Source organism: Kribbella sp. CA-245084 (assembly GCF_050942355.1).
Taxonomy (GTDB): domain Bacteria; phylum Actinomycetota; class Actinomycetes; order Propionibacteriales; family Kribbellaceae; genus Kribbella.
The window spans coordinates 5,456,418-5,476,305 of record NZ_CP192053.1; the positions used below are offsets into that span (position 1 = coordinate 5,456,418).

General features: G+C 68.6%; 20 protein-coding genes. 2 read left to right on the plus strand and 18 right to left on the minus strand.

Annotation, left to right across the window (positions count from 1 at the left end; translation table 11 throughout):
• Positions 1-19 precede the first annotated feature (19 nt).
• Both metK and ACQPYH_RS26015 read right to left on the minus strand, forming a co-directional pair.
• On the minus strand, positions 20-1,213 hold the full coding sequence (gene metK / locus ACQPYH_RS26010; protein ID WP_432876301.1) for a methionine adenosyltransferase: 1,194 nt from the start codon (positions 1,211-1,213) through the stop codon (positions 20-22).
• Positions 1,214-1,399: 186 nt separating this feature from the next.
• Positions 1,400-2,512 carry a winged helix DNA-binding domain-containing protein gene (locus ACQPYH_RS26015; RefSeq protein ID WP_432876302.1) on the minus strand — a complete coding sequence of 371 codons (1,113 nt, stop codon included), beginning with the start codon at positions 2,510-2,512 and terminating at the stop codon, positions 1,400-1,402.
• Between the two features lie 96 nt (positions 2,513-2,608).
• Between ACQPYH_RS26015 and ACQPYH_RS26020 the strand changes: the two genes are divergently transcribed.
• Positions 2,609-3,520 carry a GNAT family N-acetyltransferase gene (locus ACQPYH_RS26020; protein WP_432876304.1) on the plus strand — a complete coding sequence of 304 codons (912 nt, stop codon included), beginning with the start codon at positions 2,609-2,611 and terminating at the stop codon, positions 3,518-3,520.
• A gap of 16 nt (positions 3,521-3,536) precedes the next feature.
• On the opposite strand, the gene coaBC is transcribed toward ACQPYH_RS26020, so the two are convergent.
• The 7 genes from coaBC to ACQPYH_RS26055 all read right to left on the minus strand — a co-directional run bounded on the left by coaBC (position 3,537) and on the right by ACQPYH_RS26055 (position 8,197).
• Positions 3,537-4,754, minus strand: coding sequence for a bifunctional phosphopantothenoylcysteine decarboxylase/phosphopantothenate--cysteine ligase CoaBC (gene coaBC, locus ACQPYH_RS26025; protein WP_432876306.1), 1,218 nt, complete (start codon positions 4,752-4,754; stop codon positions 3,537-3,539).
• A 129-nt stretch (positions 4,755-4,883) separates the two neighbouring features.
• Complete coding sequence (rpoZ, locus tag ACQPYH_RS26030; RefSeq protein ID WP_131514893.1) at positions 4,884-5,186, minus strand: DNA-directed RNA polymerase subunit omega; 303 nt, start codon at positions 5,184-5,186, stop codon at positions 4,884-4,886.
• Positions 5,187-5,188: 2 nt separating this feature from the next.
• A complete protein-coding gene (gmk, locus tag ACQPYH_RS26035; protein ID WP_432876308.1) occupies positions 5,189-5,812 on the minus strand; it encodes a guanylate kinase in 624 nt (207 codons plus the stop codon).
• A gap of 64 nt (positions 5,813-5,876) precedes the next feature.
• Positions 5,877-6,191 carry an integration host factor, actinobacterial type gene (gene mihF, locus ACQPYH_RS26040; protein WP_329000601.1) on the minus strand — a complete coding sequence of 105 codons (315 nt, stop codon included), beginning with the start codon at positions 6,189-6,191 and terminating at the stop codon, positions 5,877-5,879.
• Positions 6,192-6,307: 116 nt separating this feature from the next.
• Positions 6,308-6,682, minus strand: a complete 375-nt coding sequence (locus ACQPYH_RS26045) for a hypothetical protein (protein ID WP_432876310.1) — start codon at positions 6,680-6,682, stop codon at positions 6,308-6,310.
• A 151-nt stretch (positions 6,683-6,833) separates the two neighbouring features.
• Positions 6,834-7,217, minus strand: coding sequence for a hypothetical protein (locus tag ACQPYH_RS26050; protein WP_432876312.1), 384 nt, complete (start codon positions 7,215-7,217; stop codon positions 6,834-6,836).
• Between the two features lie 8 nt (positions 7,218-7,225).
• A complete protein-coding gene (locus tag ACQPYH_RS26055) occupies positions 7,226-8,197 on the minus strand; it encodes an EamA family transporter (RefSeq protein ID WP_432876314.1) in 972 nt (323 codons plus the stop codon).
• 69 nt (positions 8,198-8,266) lie between these two features.
• Here ACQPYH_RS26055 and ACQPYH_RS26060 point away from each other — a divergent pair, with 69 nt between their 5' ends.
• Entirely contained in the window at positions 8,267-9,127 is an 861-nt protein-coding gene (locus tag ACQPYH_RS26060; RefSeq protein WP_432876316.1) for a LysR family transcriptional regulator, read from the plus strand.
• On the opposite strand, the gene ACQPYH_RS26065 is transcribed toward ACQPYH_RS26060, so the two are convergent.
• The 9 genes from ACQPYH_RS26065 to pyrR form a co-directional block, all read right to left on the minus strand.
• A complete protein-coding gene (locus tag ACQPYH_RS26065; protein ID WP_432876318.1) occupies positions 9,106-10,059 on the minus strand; it encodes a DUF4037 domain-containing protein in 954 nt (317 codons plus the stop codon). The two genes, ACQPYH_RS26060 and ACQPYH_RS26065, sit on opposite strands and share 22 nt — an antisense overlap.
• A gap of 132 nt (positions 10,060-10,191) precedes the next feature.
• Positions 10,192-11,049: an orotidine-5'-phosphate decarboxylase gene (gene pyrF / locus ACQPYH_RS26070; protein WP_432876320.1), complete on the minus strand. Its 858-nt coding sequence runs from the start codon at positions 11,047-11,049 to the stop codon at positions 10,192-10,194.
• Entirely contained in the window at positions 11,046-12,077 is a 1,032-nt protein-coding gene (locus ACQPYH_RS26075) for a quinone-dependent dihydroorotate dehydrogenase (protein WP_432876322.1), read from the minus strand. Before ACQPYH_RS26075 ends, pyrF begins: the two co-directional genes overlap by 4 nt.
• Positions 12,070-15,372, minus strand: a complete 3,303-nt coding sequence (carB, locus tag ACQPYH_RS26080) for a carbamoyl-phosphate synthase large subunit (RefSeq protein WP_432876324.1) — start codon at positions 15,370-15,372, stop codon at positions 12,070-12,072. The genes ACQPYH_RS26075 and carB overlap by 8 nt, the downstream gene beginning before the upstream one ends.
• Positions 15,372-16,493 carry a glutamine-hydrolyzing carbamoyl-phosphate synthase small subunit gene (gene carA / locus ACQPYH_RS26085; protein ID WP_432876326.1) on the minus strand — a complete coding sequence of 374 codons (1,122 nt, stop codon included), beginning with the start codon at positions 16,491-16,493 and terminating at the stop codon, positions 15,372-15,374. The genes carB and carA overlap by 1 nt, the downstream gene beginning before the upstream one ends.
• On the minus strand, positions 16,490-16,981 hold the full coding sequence (locus ACQPYH_RS26090) for a hypothetical protein (RefSeq protein ID WP_432876328.1): 492 nt from the start codon (positions 16,979-16,981) through the stop codon (positions 16,490-16,492). Before ACQPYH_RS26090 ends, carA begins: the two co-directional genes overlap by 4 nt.
• On the minus strand, positions 16,978-18,270 hold the full coding sequence (locus tag ACQPYH_RS26095; protein WP_432876330.1) for a dihydroorotase: 1,293 nt from the start codon (positions 18,268-18,270) through the stop codon (positions 16,978-16,980). The genes ACQPYH_RS26090 and ACQPYH_RS26095 overlap by 4 nt, the downstream gene beginning before the upstream one ends.
• Positions 18,267-19,202: an aspartate carbamoyltransferase catalytic subunit gene (locus ACQPYH_RS26100; RefSeq protein ID WP_432876332.1), complete on the minus strand. Its 936-nt coding sequence runs from the start codon at positions 19,200-19,202 to the stop codon at positions 18,267-18,269. The genes ACQPYH_RS26095 and ACQPYH_RS26100 overlap by 4 nt, the downstream gene beginning before the upstream one ends.
• Entirely contained in the window at positions 19,199-19,792 is a 594-nt protein-coding gene (gene pyrR / locus ACQPYH_RS26105) for a bifunctional pyr operon transcriptional regulator/uracil phosphoribosyltransferase PyrR (RefSeq protein WP_432876334.1), read from the minus strand. Before pyrR ends, ACQPYH_RS26100 begins: the two co-directional genes overlap by 4 nt.
• Between the last annotated feature and the right edge of the window lie 96 nt (positions 19,793-19,888).

Sequence of the window (19,888 nt, forward strand, 5' to 3'; positions counted from 1 at the left end):
CGTCCCCTGTGGACAACTACTACTTGTTGACCGCGGCCTTGAGGGCCTCGACGCGGTCGGTGTGCTCCCAGGTGAAGTCCTCACCGGTCCGGCCGAAGTGGCCGTTGCGGGCGGTCTGGGCGTAGATCGGGCGGAGCAGGTCCAGGTCGCGGATGATCGCGGCCGGCCGGAGGTCGAACACCTCGCGGACAGCGTCGGCGATCTTGGCCACCGGCACCTTCTCGGTCCCGAACGTGTCGACGTAGAAGCCGACCGGTGCGGCCTTGCCGATCGCGTACGCGACCTGGCACTCGACCCGGTCCGCGAGCCCCGCGGCGACGATGTTCTTCGCCACCCAGCGCATCGCGTACGCCGCCGACCGGTCCACCTTGGACGGGTCCTTGCCGGAGAACGCGCCACCACCGTGCCGCGCCATCCCGCCGTACGTGTCGATGATGATCTTCCGCCCGGTCAGCCCGGCGTCGCCCATCGGGCCGCCGATCTCGAACCGGCCGGTCGGGTTCACCAGCAGCTTGTAGTCGGTCGAGTCGATGTCGAACTGCTCGAGCACCGGGTCGACGACGTGCTTCTTGATGTCCGGGGTCAGCATCGACTCGAGGTTGATGTCGGCCGCGTGCTGGCTGGACACCACCACGGTGTCGATCCGGACTGCCTTGTCACCGTCGTACTCGACCGTGACCTGGGTCTTGCCGTCGGGCCGCAGGTAGGCCAGCGTGCCGTTCTTGCGGACCTCGGACAGCCGCTCGGACAGCCGGTGCGCGATCGTGATCGGCAGCGGCATCAGCTCCGGCGTCTCGTTGGACGCGTAGCCGAACATCAGTCCCTGGTCGCCTGCCCCCTGCAGGTCCAGTGCGTCCTCGGACGCGTCCGAGCGCGTCTCGTACGCCGTGTCGACACCCTGTGCGATGTCCGGCGACTGGCTGCCGATAGCGACCTGCACCCCACAGGACGCGCCGTCGAAACCCTTCAAGGACGAGTCGTAGCCGATCTCCAGGATGCGCGCGCGCACGATCCCGGGGATATCGACGTACGCCGTCGTGGTGACCTCGCCCGCGACGACGACCAGACCCGTGGTGATCAGGGTCTCGACCGCCACGCGGCTCTTCGGGTCCTCGGCCAGCAACGCGTCGAGGATGGAGTCGCTGATCTGGTCAGCGATCTTGTCCGGGTGACCTTCGGTCACGGACTCGGACGTGAAAAGGCGCCTCGCCACAGTTCTCCCTCGGATTCCTCTCGTGCCGCACGACCGTTCCCCACAGTCGCACGGTCCCCCCATGCACCGACGGTTGGCGATGCATCTTGGGCAGTATGCCAGCAGTTTCCACCGGAATCCCGGTAACGCTCCGAATTCATCCAGCATACGGGATTACTGATCATATTCTGGACCTCGACCCTGGTTTCAGGCGTGAGCGCCGACCGTCACGTCGCCGAGTGTGAGCGACGGCGCACCACCGAGGATCTCCCCCAGCCGCTCCACCTCGGCGTCCAGCAGTTTGCGGCGGCGACGGTTCAGCGGGGTCAGTGCCTCGACGGTGACGTGCAGTGTCCGGCCCGCCTTCTTCTGGTGCCAGACGCCCGCGACGATGCCGTCGACGAGCAGCAGCGGGTAGTTGCCGGCCTGCCCGCGGGCGGTCGCGCGATCGAAGGCCTTGCCGGGGAAGAGCGGTTCCCTCGGGTAGCTGCCGACGCCGTACGCATCGAAGTACGGCAGGAGCCGTACACCCTCGGCCCGCTCATCCGGGAAGTCACCGTCACCCGGGGCATACCATACGGTATGGTCTGCCAGCGTCGCGTGCGGTAGGTCGTCGAAGTACGGCTTGATCCTGGTCGGCGTGGTGCTCAGCCAGCGGGCGAACTGCTGCGGGGTCGCCGGTCCGTAGGAGTACAGGTATCGGTGCAGCAGCTCGGTCATCGCCTTCTCGGCCGGAAGCGGCTCGAACGGGCGGAGGCGATGCGGGTTCGCGTACGTCATCAGCCGGCCGCGCATCGGGCCGTGGCACAGTACGCCGGCATTCGCCGCGACCGAGGTCGCCTGCCGCCACCGCGCCCACGCACCCTGGAAGGCCGGGATCGTCGGCTTCCGGGCCCACTCACCGGTCCGCCGTACGACTTCTTCGGTCAGCTCGTCGACGGTCAGATCGTCCTGCGCGAGCGCTTCCCCGATGGCGACAATCACCTGGTCGACCTCATCCGGCGACATCCGAATCGGCACGGGCTGACTACCAGCACCCGGTAGAGCCGACAACGCCCCGGTCCACATCGGCAGATCCTCGAGCGGCAACAAGTGCACAGTCCCCCGCGGCCCGAACGTCTTCACCAGCCCCTCATCCTGCTGCACCGTCTGCCGAGTCGCCCCCGCCACGCGAATCGCCACCGACGCCTCCCCCGCCGTCGCGATCTGCGCGTGCGCCCCACACATCGCCCGCACAGCATCAACCGGCGACTCGGCGTCCTCGGTCAGGAAGTGCCGCCGCATCCGCCGCGCAACCACGGCCTCCCACGTGATCTCCATTCCGATGACCCTAAACACCGAAGAGGACAACTGCTGACCTCGGGGACCAGAGAAAAGGGTGAGCGGTGCGGGGTGGAAGTACGGCAGGGTGAACGCATGACGACGACTATCCGGACGGCCCTCACCGACGCCGACTACGAAGCCTGGCGCGCCGTGCGGATCGCGGTGATGCCGTACGAGCGCTGTCCCAGCGTCGCGGAGATGCGCGAGCGCGACCGCCCCGGTCGCCTGCTGGTGCTGGCGGAGGTTGACGGCGAGGTGGTCGGAAGCGGACTGGCGGATCGTTCGGGCAGCGGTGAGCGTGCGTCGCTGGCGGCTCGTGTCCACCCGGACCACCGCCGGCGCGGAGTGGGCACGGCGGTGCTCCGGGTGCTCGCCGACCACGCCATCGCCCAGGGCTACGACGAGGCAGGGACCAATGTCGACGACGAGGAGTCCCGGCTCTTCGCGGAGCGGTTCGGCTTCAAGGAGACGAATCGGGAGGTCGAACAAGTACGGCAGATCGGGCACGAGCCCTGGCCGGCGCCGCCGACGGAGTACACGATCGTCTCGGTCGCCGAACGCCCGGAACTCTGGGCGGCGGCCTATCACCAGGTCGCGCTGCCGACCATCCCGGACATGGACCACCCGGTGCCGCTGAAGGTTTCGGAAGCTGACTGGGAGACGGAATGGATCAACGACCCGGCCGCCATGTTCGTCGCCGTCGCCGGTGACGAGGTGATCGGCGTCGCCGGCCTGAAGCTCGACTCCGATCGCCCCGAGCGGGCGGAAGTCGGATACACCGCCGTACGCCGGGAGTGGCGCGGCAAGTCGGTCGCTGCGACCCTCAAACGCACCAGCATGGCATGGGCCGCCGATCACGGAATCACCGAGATCTACACCTGGACGCAGCGCGGCAACGACTCGATGCGCCGCCTCAACGAACACCTCGGCTTCACCTACGGCATCGTCAGCCTCACCCTGCGGGCGCCGCTCCCGCTGACCGGAGAGTCCTCACCGGCTCGGTGAGCCCAAGCTCGGCGGGTCAGTGCCAGTGGGTTGCGACCAGGTTCCAGATGACGCCGGCCAGGGCGTCCTTGCTGCCGGACGGGAACGGCAGAGCGGTGCCGTTGCGGTCGATGATCACTGCTTCGTTGACGTCGCTGCCGAAGACCTTGCCGCCCGAGACGTCGTTGATGACCAGAAGGTCGCAGCCCTTGCGCTCGAGTTTGGCTCGGCCGAGCTCGAGGACCGTGTGCTCGGCGTCGCCGGTCTCTGCGGCGAAGCCGACGATGACCTGGCCGGGGCGGGCGCGGTCGTGGGAAACGGTCTTCAGGATGTCCGGGGTCTGGACCAGGTTGACCGCGGGGACCGCGCCGTCGGCGGTCTTCTTGATCTTGTGCTCGGCGAAGTCGGCCGGGCGGAAGTCCGCAGGCGCGGCCGCCATCACGATCGCGTCGGCGTCGGCGGCCCGCCCGGTGATCTCGTCGTACAGGTCGCGGGTGGACACGACCGGGACCACCTGCACCCCGGCCGGGTCGGGCAGCTCGGAGTTCGCCGCGACGAGTGTGACCTTGGCGCCGCGGGCGGCGGCGATCCGGGCGAGCGCGTAGCCCTGCTTGCCGGACGACGAGTTGCCGAGGTACCGGACCGGGTCGAGGTGTTCCCGCGTGCCACCCGCGCTGACCAGAACATGCTTGCCGGTGAGGTCGGCGACCGACTGCCCGGCAGCACGAGCGGCCTCGTCGGCGAGCATCAACTGGCTGATCGCGAAGATCTCCGACGGCTCGGGCAGCCGTCCGCGGCCTGTGTCGGCGCCGGTCAGCCGGCCGACAGCCGGGTCGAGAACCGTGATACCGCGAGAACGCAACACAGCGACGTTCGCCTGGGTTGCCGGGTGTTCCCACATCTCGGTGTGCATCGCGGCCGCGAACAGGATCGGGCAGCGTGCGGTGAGCAGGGTGTTCGTCAGCAGGTCGTCGGCCAGCCCGTGGGCGGCCTTGGCGATCAGATTCGCGGTCGCGGGCGCGACGACGACCAGCTCAGCGGCCTTGCCGATCCGGACATGCGGCACTTCCTCGACGTGGTCGAACGGGTCGGCCGTCACCGGCTTCCCGGACAGCGCCGCCCAGGTCGCCGCGCCGACGAACTCCAGCGCGGCCGCCGTCGGCACCACCCGCACGCTGTGCCCGGACTCGGTCAGCCGCCGGAGCAGATCACAGACCTTGTACGCCGCGATGCCGCCGCCGACGCCCAGCACCACGTTGGGCTTGTGTTTGGCGGATGCGGCGGGAACGACAGAGTCCCCCGGGACAGCTGTGGTCCCAGGGGGTTGCACTTCACCGGATCCGGACATCAGCTGACCCCGTTCCCGGTCGTCATTGCGAGTGGGTTACTCGGACTTCTCCGCGGCAGCGGCTTCCGCCTCGGCCTCGGGGTCGATGTCGGTGCAGGTCAGCACGCCGTCGTTGATCTCGCGCATCGCGATCGACAGCGGCTTCTCCTGGACGTGCGTCTCGACCAGCGGTCCGACGTACTCCAGCAGGCCCTCGCCGAGCTGCGAGTAGTAGGCGTTGATCTGCCGCGCGCGCTTGGCCGAGTACAGCACCAGCTTGTACTTCGAGTCGGTGCGGGTGAGCAGGTCGTCGATCGGCGGCGAGGTGATGCCGATGGCGACGGGCTGGTTGCCAGACAAAGTCAGCTCTTTCCAGAGATGGAGGGTGATCGAATCAACTTTACCAACTGATCGGCAGCCTCCCGAACCGAGGCGTTCACGATCGTCACGTCGAACTCCTTCTCGGCCGCCAGTTCCAGTACGGCGGTCTCGAGCCGGCGCTCGCGCTCTTCCTGCGTCTCGGTGCCCCGGCCGACCAGGCGGCGTACCAGCTCGTCCCAGGTCGGCGGCGCCAGGAACACGAACTGTGCCTCCGGCATCGTCTCGCGGACCTGGCGTGCGCCCTGCAGGTCGATCTCCAGCAGGGCCGGCCGGCCGGCGGCGAGCTTGTCGAGAACCGGCTGCTTCGGGGTCCCGTAGCGGGCTGCCTTGTGCACCACCGCCCACTCCAGCAGCTCACCGTCCGCGACCATCCGGTCGAACTCCGCGTCGGAGACGAACAGGTAGTGCACGCCGTGCGCCTCGTTCGGCCGCGGCTTGCGGGTGGTCGCCGAGACCGAGATCCAGACGTCGGGATACCGCTCGCGGATCTCCGCCGCGACCGTCCCCTTGCCCACCGCGGTGGGTCCGGCCAGCACGGTCAACCGCGCCGGGCCGGGATCGGCGGCCATCGGCTCGTTCGCAACATTGTCAGGGTGCGTGGTCATCGTCACACCAGTGTCCAACGAGCCGGGATGGATTTCGGTCTGGCTCACACTGAATCACCCAGCGTCACTCAGCGAATTCGCGCTCGAGCGCGGCGATCTGGTTGGAGCCGAGGCCGCGCACCCGCCGCGTCTCCGAGATCCCCGCCCGCTCCATGATCTGCTGGGCACGGACCTTGCCGACGCCCGGGATGCACTGCAGCAGCTGGTTGACCCGCATCTTGCCGATGACCTCGTTGGTCTGGCCCTCGTGGAGCACCTCCGTCGGAGACGCTCCCGAGTGCCGGATCCGGTTCTTGATCTCGGCTCGTTCACGCCGCGCCGCCGCGGCCTTGTCCAGAGCAGCCGCACGCTGCTCCGGGGTCAAAGAAGGAAGTGGCACCGTTTCACCTGTCCCGTTGTATGGCTTCGCAAGGGAACCTAACACGGCTCCAGCCCGCGATCAGGACGCGGTGAGCAGAGTCGCGGGACGGGCGGCGGATTGGAACGATCAGTTGATCAATTCAGCGCCGGCAGGTCGACCTTGCAGCTGTCCTTGGCCTGGCTGCTGATGTTCTTGTACGCCGTCATCACGGCGCCGGTCTGCTTGCTGAGCTTCGCGAGCTCGACCCGGTCCGAACCGGCCGTCTTGGCCTTCTCCGCGAACGTGACGACGACACCCCAGTCGTCCTTCACGTCCTTCGGCGCAGACTCCTGGAGCTTCTTCGCCTCGTCCAGGATCTTCACGTAGTCGACCGGCTTCTGCGGGTCGACGTCGACAGCCTTCGCGGCGTACTTGGCGAGATCGACGCAGTAGGCCTGCTCGTCGGTGCAGGCGGTCAGCACACCAGCGGTGGCGGCCACGGTCGCAACAAGGGCGAGAACACGTTTCACGGCTTCATCCTCGGGGGTCGGGAGGTCGTGTGCGAACGACGCTACCGGGAGTCACCAAACTATCCGAAACGAATACGTTCCGCTGTCGGGTGGTGTCGCCGTGGGGCCGGCGGGACGGCGATGCGACGCCGCCCTGCCGGCACCGCGGGCGTCAGTTGGTGTTGCCTGCGCCCGGGAGGTCGATCTTGCAGGTGTCCTTCGCCTGCTTGGTGATCGCCTGCATGGCGGGCGTGATCTTGTCGCCGTCGGCCTTGGCGAGCTCCACCAGCTTGTTCGTGTCGCCCTTGGCGTCCTGCGCCTTCTCGGCGTAGTCGATGACGGTCTTCCAGTCGTCCTTCAGGTCGTCCGGCGCCGACTTCGACACCTTCTTGGCCTGGTCCAGCATCTTGCCGACGGCGTCGGCGTTCTTGATGTCCAGGTCCTTGGACGAGTCGACGTAGCCCTTCAGGTCACCGCAGTAGTCGCCGCCGGAGCATGCCGTCAGGACACCGGCACTCATCGTCACTACGGCCGCGAGGGCTGCCAGCTTCCGCATTCTGTTCCTTAACAAGTCGCGCGGGAAGACTGTGGCTCCCCGTCCGCCGACACCTTTCCGAACGCCGGGGTCACCGCGAGCTTCGGCACGCCGTGAACAAGATCGCACGGCTCGACTGGAACCGGGTTGTGATGTGCCGCGTCGTCGCGCCCGCCGAACGAGATCGCGACCGCGTTCGCCCCGACGATCACCAGGATCGCTGCCCAGTCGAGGATCGCCAGCTCCTGGTGCAGAACGACGAGACCGACCATTGCCGCGAGCACCGGATTCACGCTCATGAAGACGCCGAAGAATTGCGCCGGCACGCGCCGCAACGTCAGCAAATCAACGAGAAACGGCACCGCGGACGACAGCACGCCGGCAACCAGCGCGTACGACGCGGCCGCGAGCGTCGCCGGATGGTGCAGCAGGACGACCACGCCGACGGGGATGTAGGCGAGTCCGGACAACGCGGCCGCGGCCGCCGAACCCGTTGCGCCCGGCAACTCTCGACCGACCTTGCGGTTGAGCAGGATGTAGAACGCCCAGCCCATCGCCGCCAGCAAGCCGAGCCCGATGCCGAGGTAGTCGGTCGTCGCCTGAGGTCGCGCCAACAGCACCACTGCGGGCGCGGCGACGAGCGCGCACACCAGGTCGAGCACGCGACGTGAGCCCAGCAGCGCAACAGCGAGCGGACCCAGGAATTCCAGCGTGACAGCCAGGCCCAGGCCCACTCGGTCGATCGCTGTGTACAGGGACAGGTTCATGACTGCGAAGACCATCGCCAGCCCGATCACAGGGCGCCACTGGCGGGCCGTGATGGATCGCAGACGCGGGCGACCGACTGCGAGCAGCACGATCGCGGCGACCCACTGACGGATCGCCACTACGCCCGCCGGACCGATCACGGGGAACGCGAGCGCCGCCACCGACGCACCGACCTGCGTCGACAGCCCGCTCCCGAGCATCATCGCCACTCCGACCAACCGTTCTCGCCTCACGGACACGAGCGTCCGCCCAGCGGGCGGCATCACAAAATGCAGCTGGCCGCCGATCTATACGCTGGAGTCATGGATCTCGAACTGCGGCACCTGCGCTGCCTGGTCGCGATCGTCGACAACGGGACGTTCACCGACGCGGCGATCGAGCTCGGGATCTCCCAGGCCGCCGTGTCGAGGAGCCTGCTGGCTCTCGAGCAGCGGCTCGGCGTACGCCTGCTGCATCGGACCAGCCGGTCCATCACGCCGACGACCGCGGGCGTCCAAGTCCTCGCACGGGCCCGGCAGATCCTGGCCGAGATCGACGTACTGGTGACTGAGGCGACCAGCGGACACACCCGGCTGCGCGTCGGGCATGCGTGGTCGGCGTTCGGCCGGCATACGACGGAGTTCCAGCGCCGCTGGGCTGCCGCGCACCCTGAGGTCGAGCTGCAACTGATCCGCACGAACACAGCCACCGGCGGCCTCACCGAGGGCCTGTGCGATCTGGCCGTCGTCCGGACCCACCTCGACTTCAGCAGGTTCGGCCACGTCCTGCTGACCCAGGAGCCGCGGTACTGCGTCCTGCCCGCCGACGACGCACTGGCCCGCAAACGATCGCTCACGCTCGCGCAGATCGCCGACCGGACGATCGTGATCGACCGCCGTACCGGGAGCACCACGATCGAGCTCTGGCCGGAGGACGCGCGACCGCGGATCGAGCTCACCCACGACGTCGACGACTGGCTGGCCGCCATCGCATCCGGCCGCTGCGTCGGTGTGACGCCCCAGGCGACGACGACGCAGTACCGGCGGGACGGTGTCGTCTATCGCCCGCTACGCGATGCCCCGCCGGTCGACGTACACCTCATCTGGCATCGCGAGGACCCGCACCCGGCCACCCAGGCAGCCGTCGGGCTGCTCACAGAGCTCTACCAGAAGTCCAACGCCTGACGGCGATCCGCAGCCTTCCACAGCTGGTTGCGGATCTCGTCGATCCCGCCGACGGGCCACCGCTTCAGGAGCCGCCGTACGTCGGGGTCCTGGATGTCGGCGGTGAGTACGCCGATGAAGTCGCCCCACACGACCTTGAACGGCCGGCCGACCATCCGCTCGACGCCGAGCTCGATCGGCTCGGTGATGCCGAGCCGGTTGTGCAGCTCCCCCACCGCCCGGTACGCCGCTCCGAGCGCCTCCTCACGCTCCTGCCAGCTCGTCGTCCGCAGTACGTCGCGCAGCAGCGGCCCGATCGTCGGCCCACAGGACAACCGGCTGAACGCACTGCCGAACCACTTCGAGTACGGCGCGTACCGCCGTTCGATCAGGAAGCACAACCGCATCAGATCACGTACGAGCTGCGATCCGATGACCGCGGAGCCGAGCTCGTCGCCGACATATCCCGACCGCCCGACGAGGTTCATCTCCGGATGCACGCGCCACCAGGTGGTGATCATCAGGTATCGCCAGAAGTCGTCCGGGTAGTACGCCAACCGATCGCGCACCGCCTGCAGACCGAGCTCGTCGTGGAACACGCCGCCGGCCGTCATTTGCAGCAGATTGGCCTCCGGAAGAATCAGCCAGTCCCGGATCGTCAGCTCGGACTCGGTGTCGATGCTCAATTGGTCCCGGAAGTACTTGCGGACGGTGTGCACCTCGACCAGCGCCGCACGTCCCTCGAAGGTGTCTGGCACCTCCAGGTGGAGCTCCGCGCCCTCGGGCACGAACACCAGCGCGCGGGCCTCGCAGTTGTGGTCGGTCGACATCTCGTCGTCGTACCCGAGCACCTCCGAGCCGCGCCCCAGAAGCGCGGCGCTATGCGGCACTTCCACCCCCGGCGCGACGACCTCCACGTAGAACCGCCGGCACAACTCCAGCCCCCAACCCATGCACAAGAACATCGCACGCCGGCGGATGTTGTGCATCTCGACAGGAGGTGTCGGCTCTCTGGGCCCGTTGGAGCGTTCGGCTGAGCGTGACGTTGTCCGGGGGGACCGGACACCTCCTGTCGAGCTGACACGTCAGTAGCCGAGAACAGTCCGATACGCGTCGTTTGCCCGGTCGGCCGCGTCTTGCAGCCCGGTTGGACCTGCGCCGAGGATTTCCCGGGAGCTGGACGGGACCACGTTGCGGACTGCTGTGCCGAAGACCTTGGCGAGGCCCTCGGCTGTGCCGCCCTGGGCGCCGAGGCCGGGGGCGAGCAGCGGGCCGTTGATGTCGAGGTTCTCGTCGGTGGAACTGATGGTCGCACCAACGACTGCCCCGAACGAGCCGAGGTCGTCGGAGTCGGCGTTCAATCCGCGCAGGCCGTCGAGGACCGCTCCGGCGACGGTCGAGCCGTCGGCAGTGCGGGCGGTCTGGAACTGCGGGCCCTCCGGGTTGGACGTCAGCGCCAGGACGAACAGGCCGGCGCCGGACTCGCGCGCCACGTCGATAGCCGGTTGCAGAGAGCCGAAGCCGAGGTACGGGCTGACCGTCAGCGCGTCGCACGCCAGCGGACCCTTCTCCGCCAGGTACGCCGCCGCGTAGCCGCCCATCGTGCTGCCGATGTCACCGCGCTTCGCGTCGATGATCACCAGCGCGCCGGCGTCCCGCAGCCGGATCGTGGCCTGCTCGAGTACGGCGATGCCGGCCGACCCGAACCGCTCGAAGAACGCGGACTGCGGCTTGAACACCGCGACCCGGTCGGCGAGCGCGTCGACGACGCCGTACGTGAACGACGCGAGGCCCTCGGCCGTGTCCGGCAGGCCCCAGGCGTCGAGCAGGTGCTGGTGTGGGTCGATGCCGACGCAGAGTGGCCCGCGGGTGTCCATGGCCGCGCGCAGACGCGCGCCGAATGGCTTGTTACGCATGTCGCTCCCCGATGGTTGGTTGCTCATGGCAAGCTCCTGTTGATGGCCCGGATCAGGCCGGGGCCGCGGTAGATCAGCCCGGTGTAGACCTGGACCAGGCTGGCGCCGGCGTCGAAGAGGCGGGTGGCGTCGGACGGTTCGACGATCCCTCCTACTCCGATGATCGGCAGCGCTCCCCCGGTCTCGTTGTGGATGTGGGCGACGGTCTTCGCTGCGATCTCCGCCACCGGGCGCCCCGACAGGCCACCGGTCTCGCGAGCCAACGGATGATCCGAGACGCCCGCGCGATCGATGGTGGTATTGGTGGCGATGATGCCGGCCACGTGCTCGTCGGTGCAGACCTGGAGGAGTTCGTCGATCGCGGACGTGGTCAGGTCGGGCGCGATCTTCACCAGGATCGGTTTCGGATCGAGCCCGGCCACCGTCAGCGAAGCGGCCTCGGTGTGCAGGGCGGCGAGCAGTTCGCGGAGGTGGCCTGCGTCCTGGAGCGAGCGCAGTCCTGGGGTGTTCGGTGAGGAGATGTTGACGGCGAAGTAGTCGCCGTACCGGTAGAGGCGGCGGAGGGAGGTCACGTAGTCGTCGACCGCCTCCTCCAAAGGCGTCACCTTCGACTTGCCGATCGAGATGCCGAGCGGATAGCCAAGTGAGCCGTACGCGTTCAAGCGGGAGGCGAGCGCTTCGGAGCCGAGGTTGTTGAAGCCCATCCGGTTGATGACGGCCTCGTGCTCGACCAACCGGAACAGTCGCGGCTTCTCGTTGCCGGGCTGCGGATGCGCTGTGACCGTGCCGACCTCCACGAAGCCGAAGCCGACCGCCGGCCACGCGCGCAGCGCGATCCCGTTCTTGTCCATCCCCGCGGCGAGCCCGACAGGTGAGGGGAACGTCAGGCCGAAGACCGAACGCGGTGACGCCGACCCGAACAGCCGGGACCCGAGCGCGGGACCGCCCGGGATGCGCCCCAACAGGCGCATCCCCTTGAGCGTCTGCTCGTGGGCGACCTCGGCGTCACCACGACCCAACCGGTACAGGACCGGTCGGATGACCCGCCTATACACCGTGGATCCTCGGCACCCAGTCCTGGAGCGACCGTACGCCGATGTCGCCGGCCCGTTGCGCCTCGATGCCCTGTACGGCGGCCGCCAGGCCCTGGACCGTCGTGATGCACGGGATGTTCCGTGCCACCGCCGCACTCCGGATCTCGTAGCCGTCGAGGCGCGGCGAACCGCCCTGTGTGATCCCGATCGGCGTGTTGACGATCAGGTTCAGCTCGCCGTCCTGCACCATCTGGACGATCGTCGGCTCGCCGTTCGGGCCGGGGCCCTGGCTGCTCTTGCGGACCGTCACGGCCTCGACGCCGTTGCGCCGCAGTACGTCGGCCGTGCCTTCGGTCGCGTAGATCTGGAAGCCGAGATCCGCCAGCCGCTTGACCGGGAAGATCATGTGCCGCTTGTCCCGGTTCGCGACCGAGACGAACACCTTGCCGTCGATCGGCAGCGGCTGCGACGCTCCCGCCTGCGACTTCGCGAACGCCGTACCGAAGGTGTCGTCGATACCCATCACCTCGCCGGTCGACTTCATCTCCGGCCCGAGCACGGTGTCGACCGACGAGCCGTCGATGGTCCGGAACCGGTTGAACGGCATCACGGCTTCCTTCACCGCGATCGGCGTGGTCGTCGGCAGCGTGCCGCCGTCACCGGTGGCCGGCAGCATTCCCTCTTCGCGCAATGAGGCGATCGTTGCCCCGAGCATCACCCGGGCCGCGGCCTTGGCCAGCGGCGTCGCAGTCGCCTTCGACACGAACGGCACCGTCCGTGACGCGCGCGGGTTCGCCTCCAGCACGTACAGCACATCGCCGGCGAGCGCGTACTGGATGTTGATCAGCCCACGTACGCCGACCCCGCGTGCGATCGCCTCGGTGGACGTGCGGAGCTTCTCGATGTCCGCGTTCCCGAGCGTGATCGGCGGCAGCGCGCAGGACGAGTCGCCCGAGTGAACCCCGGCCTCCTCGATGTGCTCCATGACGCCACCGAGGAACAGCTCCTCGCCGTCGAACAGCCCGTCCACGTCGATCTCGACCGCGTCGTCCAGGAACCGGTCGATCAGCACCGGGTGCTCGAACGCCTCGCCGCCGCCCAGCCGCTCCAATGCGGCCGACAGCTCGGCGACGCTGTAGACGATTTCCATCCCGCGTCCGCCCAGCACGTACGACGGCCGGACGAGCACCGGGAACCCGATCTCCTCGGCCACCGCCTGCGCCTCGTCGGCCGACAGCGCCGTACCGTGCTTCGGCGCCGGCAGCTGTGCGTCCGCGAGCACCTTGCCGAACGCGCCCCGCTCCTCGGCCAGGTGAATGGCCTCCGGCGAGGTCCCGACGATCGGTACGCCGGCGTCCGCGAGCCGCTGCGCCAACCCCAGCGGCGTCTGCCCGCCGAGCTGCACGATGACGCCCGCGACCGGGCCCGCCTGCATCTCGGCGTACACGATCTCGAGCACGTCCTCGCAGGTGAGCGGCTCGAAGTACAGCCGGTCGGAGGTGTCGTAGTCGGTCGAGACCGTCTCCGGGTTGCAGTTGACCATGATCGTGCAGTAGCCGGCCTCGCGCAGCGCCATCGACGCGTGCACGCAGGAGTAATCGAACTCGATCCCCTGGCCGATCCGGTTCGGCCCCGAGCCCAGGATCAGCACGGCCGGCTCGGTGCGCGGCGCGACCTCGGACTCCTCGTCGTACGACGAGTAGTGGTACGGCGTCTCGGCCTTGAACTCGGCCGCACAGGTGTCGACGGTCTTGTAGACCGGCCGGATGCCGAGCGCCTGCCGTACGCCGCGGACGACGTCCTCGGTCAGCCCGCGGATCTCGGCCAGCTGCAGGTCCGAGAACCCGTGCCGCTTGGCCAGCTTGATGACCTCGGGCGTGAGCCGCGGCGCGGCCGCCACCTGCAGAGCGGTCTCGTGCAGCAGATACAGCTGGTCCACGAACCAGGGGTCGATCTTGGTCGCGTCGAAGATCTGGTCCGGCGTCGCGCCCGCGCGGATCGCGTCCATGATGATCCGCAGCCGCCCGTCCTGCGGCGTCTTGATTGCCTCCAGCAACGGCTCCAGCTCGCTGGCCGGGTGACCGGCCCAGGAGAACCTGGCCTCCGGCTTCTCCAGCGACCGCAGCGCCTTCTGCAGCGCCTCGGTATAGTTGCGGCCGATCGCCATCGCCTCGCCGACGCTCTTCATGTGCGTGGTCAGGGTCGCGTCCGCGGCCGGGAACTTCTCGAACGCGAACCGCGGCACCTTCACCACCACGTAGTCCAGCGTCGGCTCGAAGCTGGCCGGCGTCTGCTTGGTGATGTCGTTCGGAATCTCGTCCAGCGTGTAGCCGATGGCAACCTTCGCGGCGATCTTCGCGATCGGGAAGCCGGTCGCCTTCGACGCCAGCGCGGACGAGCGGGAGACCCGCGGGTTCATCTCGATCACGATCAGCCGGCCGTCGGCCGGGTTCACCGCGAACTGGATGTTGCAGCCGCCGGTGTCGACGCCGACCTCGCGGATGATGCCGATGGCAAGGTCTCGCATGACCTGGTACTCGCGGTCGGTCAGCGTCATCGCCGGCGCGACCGTGACCGAGTCGCCGGTGTGCACACCCATCGGGTCGACGTTCTCGATCGAGCAGATGATCACGACGTTGTCGGCCTTGTCGCGCATCACCTCCAGCTCGTACTCCTTCCAGCCGAGGATCGACTCCTCGATCAGCACCTCGGTCGTCGGACTCGCGTGCAGGCCGGCCCCGGCGATCCGGAGCAGGTCGGCCTCGTCGTACGCCATGCCGGAGCCGACGCCGCCCATCGTGAACGACGGCCGCACGACCAGCGGGTACCCGAGCTGGCCGGCCGCGCCCATCACGTCGTCGAGGGTGTGGCAGATGACCGAGCGCGCCACCTCCGCGTCGAGCCCCTCGACGATGTGCTTGAACGACTCCCGGTTCTCGCCGCGCTGGATCGCGTCGACGGATGCGCCGATCAGCTCCACGCCGTACTTCTCGAGGACGCCGTTCTCGTGCAGGGCGATCGCCGCGTTCAGCGCGGTCTGCCCGCCGAGGGTGGCGAGCAGCGCGTTCGGGCGCTCCTTCTCGATCACCTTCTCGACGAACTCCGGCGTGATCGGCTCGACGTACGTCGCGTCGGCGAACTCCGGGTCGGTCATGATCGTGGCCGGGTTGGAGTTCACCAGGACGACGCGGAAGCCCTCTTCGCGCAGTACCCGGCAGGCCTGTGTGCCGGAGTAGTCGAACTCGCAGGCCTGACCGATCACGATCGGGCCGGAGCCGATGACCAGCACCGACTCGATGTCTGTACGACGCGGCATCAGGCCCGTCCTTCCATCAGCTCTACGAAGCGGTCGAAGAGGTACGCCGAGTCGTGCGGACCGGCCGCCGCCTCGGGGTGGTACTGCACCGAGAAGGCGAGCACGCGCCCGTCCTTGCCGGTGAGCTTGAGCCCTTCGACCACGTTGTCGTTGAGCGAGACGTGGCTGACCTCAGCCGTCCCGTACGGCGTCTCGATGCTGCTGTCCAGCGGCGCGTCCACCGCGAATCCGTGGTTCTGTGCAGTGATCTCGACCTTCCCGGTCGCCCGGTCGAGCACCGGCTGGTTGATCCCGCGGTGCCCGTACTTGAGCTTGAAGGTCCCCAGCCCGAGCGCGCGCCCGAAGACCTGGTTGCCGAAGCAGATCCCGAAGTACGGCTTGCCGCGCTGCAGCAGCTCCTTGAGCAGCGTGGTCGGGTGCTCGGTGGTCTCCGGGTCGCCGGGACCGTTGCTCATGAAGATGCCGTCCGGGTTCACCGCGAGCACCTCGTCCAGCGACGCGGTCGCCGGGAACACGTGCACCTCGATACCGCGCTCGGCCATCCGCTTCGGCGTCATCGCCTTGATCCCGAGATCGAGCGCGACCACCGTGAACCGCTTCTCGCCTTCAGCCGGTACGACGTACGGCTCGAAGGTGGTGACCTCGGCGGCGAGGTCCGCGCCGACCATCGGCGGCTGCTCGAGCACCTTGGCCAGCAGCGCCGCCGGGTCGAGGATCTCGGTCGAGATCCCGGCCCGCATCGCGCCGCGCTCACGCAGGTGCCGGGTCAGCGCGCGGGTGTCGATCCCGGAGATCCCGACGATGTTCTGCGCCTTCAGCTGGTCGTCGAGCGAACGCTTCGCGCGCCAGTTGGACGGGACCCGGGCGGGGTCGCGGACGACGTACCCGGAGACCCAGATCTTCTGCGACTCGTCGTCCTCGTCGTTGATGCCGGTGTTGCCGATGTGCGGCGCGGTCTGGGTGACGATCTGCCGGTGGTACGACGGGTCGGTCAGCGTCTCCTGGTAACCGGTCATCCCGGTGGTGAACACCGCCTCGCCGTACGTCTCGCCGGTCGCCCCGTACGACGTGCCGGCGAACGACCGGCCGTCCTCGAGGACGAGCAGTGCGGGCTGGCTCATCTTTGCTCGGCTCCGATCAGTGTTGCGATGGATTCGGTCAGGGCGGCGGTGTCGGCCTTGCGACGCGGGCGGAACCCGGTGTCGAGCTCGCGGCCGTCGTGTGTCCAGGTGACCACGACCAGGCCGGACTTCTCCGCGGTCACCTTGCCGGCGATCCCGCGGTCGGTCCGTACGCCGGTCAAGTGGTCCGCGGGGATGAACACATCCGTCGCGCCCTGCCGGTGGAAGATCAGGCCGGCCTCACTGACGGCCAGGTCCGCGATGCTGCGGACGCCCAGTTCGTGCACGGCGATCCGGTCCATCCAGTCGCCTGCGCTCGTGGTTGCGACGTACACACCTTCGACGCCGCGCACCTTCTCCTCGGGGACCGCGGGCAGCGGCGCGAGGTCGGCCTGCCGGGACTGACGGTTCCGCCAGCCCCGGTACATGCCGAAGTAGCCCACTGCCAGGACCAGCAGCGTGCCGAGAATGCCCAGGAAGGCCTTCACCGGGTCAGCTCACCGTCCAGGACGACCGGCGTACCGCGGAGGAACGTCGCGACCACCTTGCCCGGCAGCGTCATCCCCTCGAACGGCGTGTTCCGCGACAGCGACACCGACTCGTCCGGTACGACGGTCCGCTCGACCCTGGGGTCGTACAGGACGACGTTCGCCGGCACGCCCGCCTTGAGCGGACGGCCGTGGTCGGAGATCTGGCCGATCGAGGCCGGGCGGTAGCTCATCCGGTCGGCGACGTCGGCCCAGGTCAGCAGCTTGGTGTCGATCATCGAGTGCTGTACGACGCTGAGCGCCGTCTCGAGCCCGGTCATGCCGAACGCGGCCGCGCTCCACTCGCAGTCCTTGTCCTCCACCGGGTGCGGCGCGTGGTCGGTGGCGACGATGTCGATCGTGCCGTCGGCCAGGCCCTCGCGGACCGCCTCGACGTCGTCCTTGGTGCGCAGCGGCGGGTTCACCTTGTAGACCGGGTTGTACGAGGCGGCCAGGTCCTCGGTCAGCAGCAGGTGGTGCGGCGTCACCTCGGCGGTGACCTCCAGCCCGCGGCCCTTGGCGGCGCGGACGATCTCCACCGAGCCCCTGGTGGACAGGTGGCAGATGTGCAGCTTCGACCCGACATGCGCGTTGAGCAGGATGTCGCGGGCGATGATCGCCTCCTCGGCGACACTCGGCCAGCCGGTCAGTCCGAGTACGCCGGACAGCGCGCCCTCGTTCATCTGCGCGCCCTGGGTGAGCCGCGGCTCCTGCGCGTGCTGGGCGATCACACCGTCGAACGCCTTCACGTACTCGAGTGCGCGCCGCATCAGCGCCGCGTCCCAGACACAGTCGCCGTCGTCGGAGAAGACCCGGACGCGGGCGGCCGAGTCGGCCATCGCGCCGAGCTCCGCGAGCTGCGTGCCCTTCCGGCCGACGGTGACCGCGCCGATCGGGTACACGTCGGCGTACCCGGCGTCGCGGCCGAGGCGCCAGACCTGCTCGACGACGCCGGCGGTGTCGGCGACCGGGTCGGTGTTGGCCATTGCGAACACCGCGGTGAACCCGCCCTTGGCCGCCGCCCGCGTGCCGGTCAGCACGGTCTCGGCGTCCTCGCGGCCGGGCTCGCGCAGGTGCGTGTGCAGGTCGACCAGACCCGGCAGGGCGATCAGGCCCCGCGCGTCGACGGTCGTCGTACCTTCCGGTGCTGCGAGATCGGTGCCAACGGCAACAATTTCGCCGTTGTCGATCAGCAGGTCCGCCACCTCACCGCCGACGATGCTCGCTCCGGTGATCAGGTATGCGGTCATGCGGTCTGCTCCTCTTCGTTACTACCTGACAACAGCAGATAAAGGACGGCCATGCGGATGGCCACGCCGTTGGTGACCTGCTCGACGATCACCGAGCGGGTGGAATCGGCGACCTCGGCGCTGATCTCCATCCCGCGGTTCATCGGGCCGGGGTGCAGCACGATCGCTTCGTCCGGCAGCTGCGCCATCCGGTAGCGATCGAGGCCGTACCGCCGCGTGTACTCGCGGGCGCTGGGGAAGAACGCGTCGTTCATCCGCTCCCGCTGCACCCGCAGCATCATCACCGCGTCGGTCTTGGCCAGCGAGCCGTCCAGGTCGTACGACGTCGCGCACGGCCAGCTCGTCATGTCGACGGGCAGCAGCGTCGGCGGCGCGACCACGGTCACCTCGGCGCCGAGCGTGGACAGCAGCAGCACGTTCGACCGCGCGACCCGCGAGTGCAGGACGTCGCCGACGATCGTGATCCGGCGCCCGTCCAGCGAGCCGAGGTGGCGGCGCATCGTGAACGCGTCGAGCAGCGCCTGGGTCGGGTGCTCGTGGGTGCCGTCACCGGCGTTCACCACCGAGCCGGTCATCCAGCCGGACTTCGCCAGCAGGTGCGGCGCGCCGGACGAGCCGTGCCGGCAGACCACACCGTCCGCGCCCATCGCCTGCAACGTCAGCGCGGTGTCCTTCAGGCTCTCGCCCTTGCTCACGCTCGATCCCTTGGCGGAGAAGTTGATCACATCCGCCGACAGCCGCTTGGCGGCCGCCTCGAACGAGATCCGGGTCCGGGTCGAGTCCTCGAAGAACAGGTTGACCACGGTCCGCCCGCGCAGCGCGGGCAGCTTCTTGATCGGGCGGTCGGCCAGCGACCGCATCTCCTCGGCGGTGTCGAGGATCAGATTGGCCTCGTCGCGGCTCAGGTCGCCGGCACTCAGCAGATGCTTCATTTCGCCCCCTTGTCGGCGATCAGCACAGCGTCCTCGCCGTCGAACTCGGTCAGATGGACCGTGACCCGCTCCACCAGGGAGGTGGGCAGGTTCTTGCCGACGTAGTCGGCGCGGATCGGCAACTCGCGGTGGCCGCGGTCGACCAGGACCGCGAGCTGGACCGCGCGCGGGCGGCCGATATCGCCGAGCGCGTCGAGGGCCGCGCGGATCGTACGGCCGGAGAACAGCACGTCGTCGACGAGGACGACGACCTTGCCGTCGATCCCGTCCGCGGGGATATCGGTGTGTTCCAGGCCACGGGGCGGCTTGAGGCCGATGTCGTCGCGGTACATGGTCACATCGAGTGACCCCGTGGGCACGCTCTGCCCCTCAACAGCCTGGATCCGGGCGGAGACGCGCTGCGCCAGCGGGACTCCGCGGGTGGGGATGCCGAGCAGGACGACCGGGTCGGCGCCGCGGTTCCGCTCGAGAATCTCGTGGGCGATCCGGGTCAATGCCCGGGAAATGTCGGAAGCGTCGAGAACTTCACGACCGCTGCGTTGCGGCGGCTGCGTGAACTCGGGTTGCTCTGCACTCTGGGCAGGGCTCATCGCTACCGTTCCTCCTTTCCCGCCTCTCTGGACGGGTCTTTAAAGGACGTTCGGACTGCTTGACATGGTATCGGATGTGACACGCCGTCTTGACGC